Genomic DNA, 4,160 nt, shown 5'->3' with positions numbered 1-4,160 from the left:
TGGTGTCCGCGCCATCCTGGTCACCAGGTCTGTCAGCACCGTACCGGCGTCGAAGTGCTCCTCCACTATCCGCCGCGCCGCGCAGCTGTGCTCACGGTACCGGCCGTACAGGTCGAGGATCCCGGCTGCGGCCTCGTCGGGTGAACTGAACGGGATGATCCCCAGACCGGTGGGGAGCCAGCTCGAGAAGCCCGTGTCCTGCACGACGACCGGCCGGGCGCTGGCCAGGAAGGCCGTGCTCCGCTCGCTGAACCAGCCGCTCCGGGTCGCGACGTAGGCCTCGGAGGCGACGCTCCATTCACCCGCCGACGACCGGATGTAGTCCTGGTACGCCAACGGGTCCCGGGACGGACCCCGCGGGTCGACGACCACCCAGCCGTTGTCCCGGAGGAGGTCGCGGGGCGCCGAGCGCGATCCCACGGCCAGCTCGAGGAGGCGGCCCACCCGCCGGGGCAGGTCCAGATAGCCCGACATGAACGAGTCCCGCTTGGGACCGAACCGGCGGCCGTCGTGCTCGACCGGATCGTGGGCCTCCCACTGCATGATCGTGGTGAGGCGGCCGTCGACCGGTCCGGGATGGACCGGCCACTTCTCGAGGGTCACCGGCTGACGGGTGGGCTGCCAGGGGAACCCGTCGCCGGGGACCGAGTAACCCTCGGTGCCCACGGATGAGCCGAAGGTGAAGAAGTGGGTGTGGGTGGCCGCCCGATCCCGCGCCCACTCGTCGGTCAGGTTGGCGACCTGGGTGATGGCCGGATCGGTGTCGACCAGGGCCCGGACCGGAGCATCGAGGAGCCAGGGCCGGATGGGGGTGACGGCGGAGAGGTCGAGGACGATGTCGGCCGACCGGCAGACCTCGAGCGCCGACTGTGCACAGGGGCCGTGCCACGACGACGAGTGGGCGTCGAAGTACGCCCACCTGGCTCCGAGGTCGAGCCGGTCCATGATGCGCCCGGTCCAGCCCAGGCCGAAGGTGGGGTCGGACGACATCTCGTTGGAGTCCGGCAGGTAGCAGGACGCGAAGTCCTCGCTGTCCTCCAGGAAGTAGGCGTCGTGGCCGAGATCGCTCAGCCCGATCAGGTACTGGAGGTGGTGCCAGGCCAGCCCCCCGAGGGGCCCCCGGACGAGGTAGCCGAGGAGGACGATCCGGAGCCGTTCGGGGCTCATCGGGAGTGGACCCGCCGGCATGCGGCCCAGGCGGCCTCGAGCGCGCCGAACCGCCATCGGGCGCCGGGGTGGACGGTCATCTCGGGGTCGTCCCCGAGCCAGCGGAGGTTCATGAAGAGCCGGGCGGCGGCCAAGGCGTCCGGGAAGCCGGCGGGAGCCGGTCCGCCCGCCCACCGGGCGGCGATGTAGTCGTCCTCCAGGGCGGCACCGGCCCAGTCGTCGGTGAAGAAGGCGAGATCGAGCACCCCGGGGCCGATGGCGGCCGACTCCCAGTCGACGGGGACGACCCGGTGGCCGGCGTGCAGCACGTTGTCCGGCACGAACTCGAAGTGGATGACCGTCTCCGGGAGGTCCCGGAGCGGCATCAGCAGGTCCACGACCTCGGAGCGCAGCCCGTCGAGCCAGGGATAGTCGCCGTGGAGCTCGCGGGAGAAGTCGACGGCGCGCTCGGCCCATTCCAGTCCCGACGCCGCACCCTGACGCGGCAACCCGAGAAGTCGCGCCCGGCCGAGCAGTGGTTCGGCCCGGGCGTGGAACCGACCGAGCCAGCGCATGGTCCGGGCCGGAGCCGTCTCGTCGGCCGACTCGGCCACCCGACAGGCCGCTTCGACGTGCTCGACGAACAGCCAGGTCTCCCCCGTCTCGTCGGTGTATGTCCCATGGAACCGGGGGGCGCTCGAGTCGACGGAGGCGAGGATCTCGCGGTACACGGCCGCCTCCCGCACCAGGCCGCCCCGTGGCGCGTTCGGGAGGCGCTGTCCCGGTGTGCTCCGCCCGTGCTTGACGAACAGGCTCAGCTCGGTCCCGGCGCCGGTTCGGACGACCGCAACCAGAGTGGGGTGGGTACTGCGTCGGACGACCTGGTCCACGGCCACCAGCCGCGCCCCGCCGTGCCCCGAGAGGGCCTCGGAGACGGCGCGCTCGAGTCGCGTCCATTCGGTCACCGACGCTGTCCCACCCTGTTCGCTGCCGCGTCCGCCCGGTCAGTCGCCGGTTGTCACGTACCAGCGGCGCGGGTCGTGCTCGGGGCGGTCGGGACCGTTCTCATCGATGCAACTCACCGAGAAGGCGAACGGCCAGTCGATGTCGGTTGCCCCCGCCCCGCGGAGAGCGTCGGAGTAGCGCTCGTGGGCCAGGCACGAGACGTACCTGCAGGTGACCGGGCCCTCGTCGGTCGGGATCTGGTGACGGCGGAGCCAGTTCGACGCGGTGAGGGCCACGGGCAGAAGGGCATCCTCATCGGCGGCCAGGTAATCCATGAGGCGTCCCTTGCCGCTGCTCGTGACGTCGACCACCCAGTAGCCCACCAGCTCGTCCGAGCCGGGCAGGCGGCACTCGATGAACACGTTGCCCCGCGTCGCGGCCAGGCCCCGCGCGTCGCGGAGCACGGCACACTCGATCCCGAGGCCCACCCGCGCCCGGATCCACAGCCGGTCGTACTCCTCCCCGGGTCGCTCCCCGATGGTGACGTCCAGGGGCATCGGACCGGGCTCGACACCGGCGATCTCGAAACGGACCCCGGGGATCGCACAGCGGTCCCTCCGGCCCAGAGGCGGTGCAACCGAGATGTCCGAACGCTTCTGCATGGTCGGATGCGGTATCCCGTACAGAAGGGTCCAGCCCCTGTCCCTCAGATGGGCCCGGGCGGCCAGGCTCAGCTGGTACAGGGGGTCGTGCTCGTCCACGGCCGAGACCCGGCGGCCGCTCCTCCGCAGCTCCGGCACCAGCACGGCGGCCCGACCCCGACAGGCGAGCACCTCCTCGTCGAAGGTCTGGACCCTCACCGCTCCGTAGGTCGTCATGCCGAGAACCTCTCCCCGGTCGTCGACGATGCCCATCACCAGCGCCGGGCCGAGGGGGCCGTGGACCAGCCAGGAGCGGACCCACTGCTCGGTCACCGGGCCCCAACCGGCCAGGTCGTACAGGTGGACGACGACGCCCAGCTCGTCCTCCCGGAGGGGCCGGTAGGTCAGGCGGTCGGTCTCGACAGTGGTGTTCATCGGTTGTCCTTCGGACGAGAGGTCGTGATGGGGCCGAACTGCGTGTTGTACATGTGGGCGTAGGGCCCTCCCGCCCGCATGAGCTTGGTGTGGCTTCCGTCCTCGACGATGCGGCCCTCGTCTAGGACCACGATGCGGTCGGCCCGCCGGATGGTGGACAGTCGGTGGGCTATGACCAGAACGGTGCGGTGCAGGGTCAGGCGGTCGACGGCCGCCACGAGGACGGCCTCGGACTCGGCGTCCAGGGCGGCGGTCGGCTCGTCGAGGATCAGGATGGGGGCGTCCTTGAGGAGGGCCCGGGCTATGGCCAGGCGTTGGCGCTGGCCCCCCGACAAGGTGGCGCCGCGCTCGCCGATCACGGTGTCGTAGCCGTCGGGGAGCGCCTCGATGAAGTCGGAGGCGAGGGCGTCACGGGCGGCCTGCTCGATCTCGTCCCGGGTGGCGCCGGGGCGGCCGTAGGCGATGTTGTCGGCCATGGAGACCGGTAGCAGGAGGGGGTCCTGGCGCACGACGGAGACCTTCTGGCGGACGTCGTGGACCCGCACGTCTCTGATGTCGGTGCCGTCGATGAGGACCCGCCCCGACCAGGGGTCGAAGAACCGGGGGATCAGGGACACGAGGGTCGACTTGCCCGCCCCGCTCCGGCCCACCAGGGCCACCGTGTGGCCCGGCTCGATCTCGAGGGTGATGTCCTCGAGCACCGGGGTCCCGGGGTTGTAGCCGAAGGTGACCCGGTCGAACTCCAGGCGGGACGGTCCCTCCTGGGCCGGGAAGCGCACCGGGTGGGCCGGCTCGGGGACCTCCTCCTTGGTCCCGAGGACGGCCTGAACCCGGTCGAGGCCGGCCTCGCCGGCGCGCAGGGCGCGGTAGACCGTGAGCAGGGACTCGGCCTGGGCCTGGAGCGTCCGGGCGTAGGCGACGAACACCAGCAGGCTGCCCACGGTCATGCGGTGGGCCAGCACGTCCCGGCCACCGACCACCAGCACCACCGCT

4 protein-coding genes are annotated in these 4,160 nt (G+C 71.6%); all 4 read right to left on the bottom strand.

Annotation, left to right across the window (positions count from 1 at the left end):
• Window positions 1-1,167 (bottom strand): hypothetical protein (locus VFW24_14695; protein ID HEX5268011.1); only part of this gene is annotated, 1,167 nt, incomplete at its 3' end.
• Window positions 1,164-2,111 carry a hypothetical protein gene (locus VFW24_14690; GenBank protein ID HEX5268010.1) on the bottom strand — a complete coding sequence of 316 codons (948 nt, stop codon included), beginning with the start codon at window positions 2,109-2,111 and terminating at the stop codon, window positions 1,164-1,166. The genes VFW24_14690 and VFW24_14695, both read right to left, overlap by 4 nt.
• A 39-nt stretch (window positions 2,112-2,150) precedes the next feature.
• The gene (locus VFW24_14685) at window positions 2,151-3,167 is read right to left on the bottom strand and encodes a hypothetical protein (GenBank protein ID HEX5268009.1); all 1,017 of its coding nucleotides are present in this window, start codon (window positions 3,165-3,167) and stop codon (window positions 2,151-2,153) included.
• Window positions 3,164-4,160 (bottom strand): ABC transporter ATP-binding protein (locus tag VFW24_14680; protein HEX5268008.1); only part of this gene is annotated, 997 nt, incomplete at its 5' end. The genes VFW24_14680 and VFW24_14685, both read right to left, overlap by 4 nt.

It is taken from the genome of Acidimicrobiales bacterium (genome assembly GCA_036273495.1).
In the GTDB taxonomy this organism is placed as follows: domain Bacteria; phylum Actinomycetota; class Acidimicrobiia; order Acidimicrobiales; family JAJPHE01; genus DASSEU01.
The sequence above is the reverse complement of the archived record's forward strand: the minus strand, read 5'-3'. Positions and strand labels throughout refer to the sequence as shown.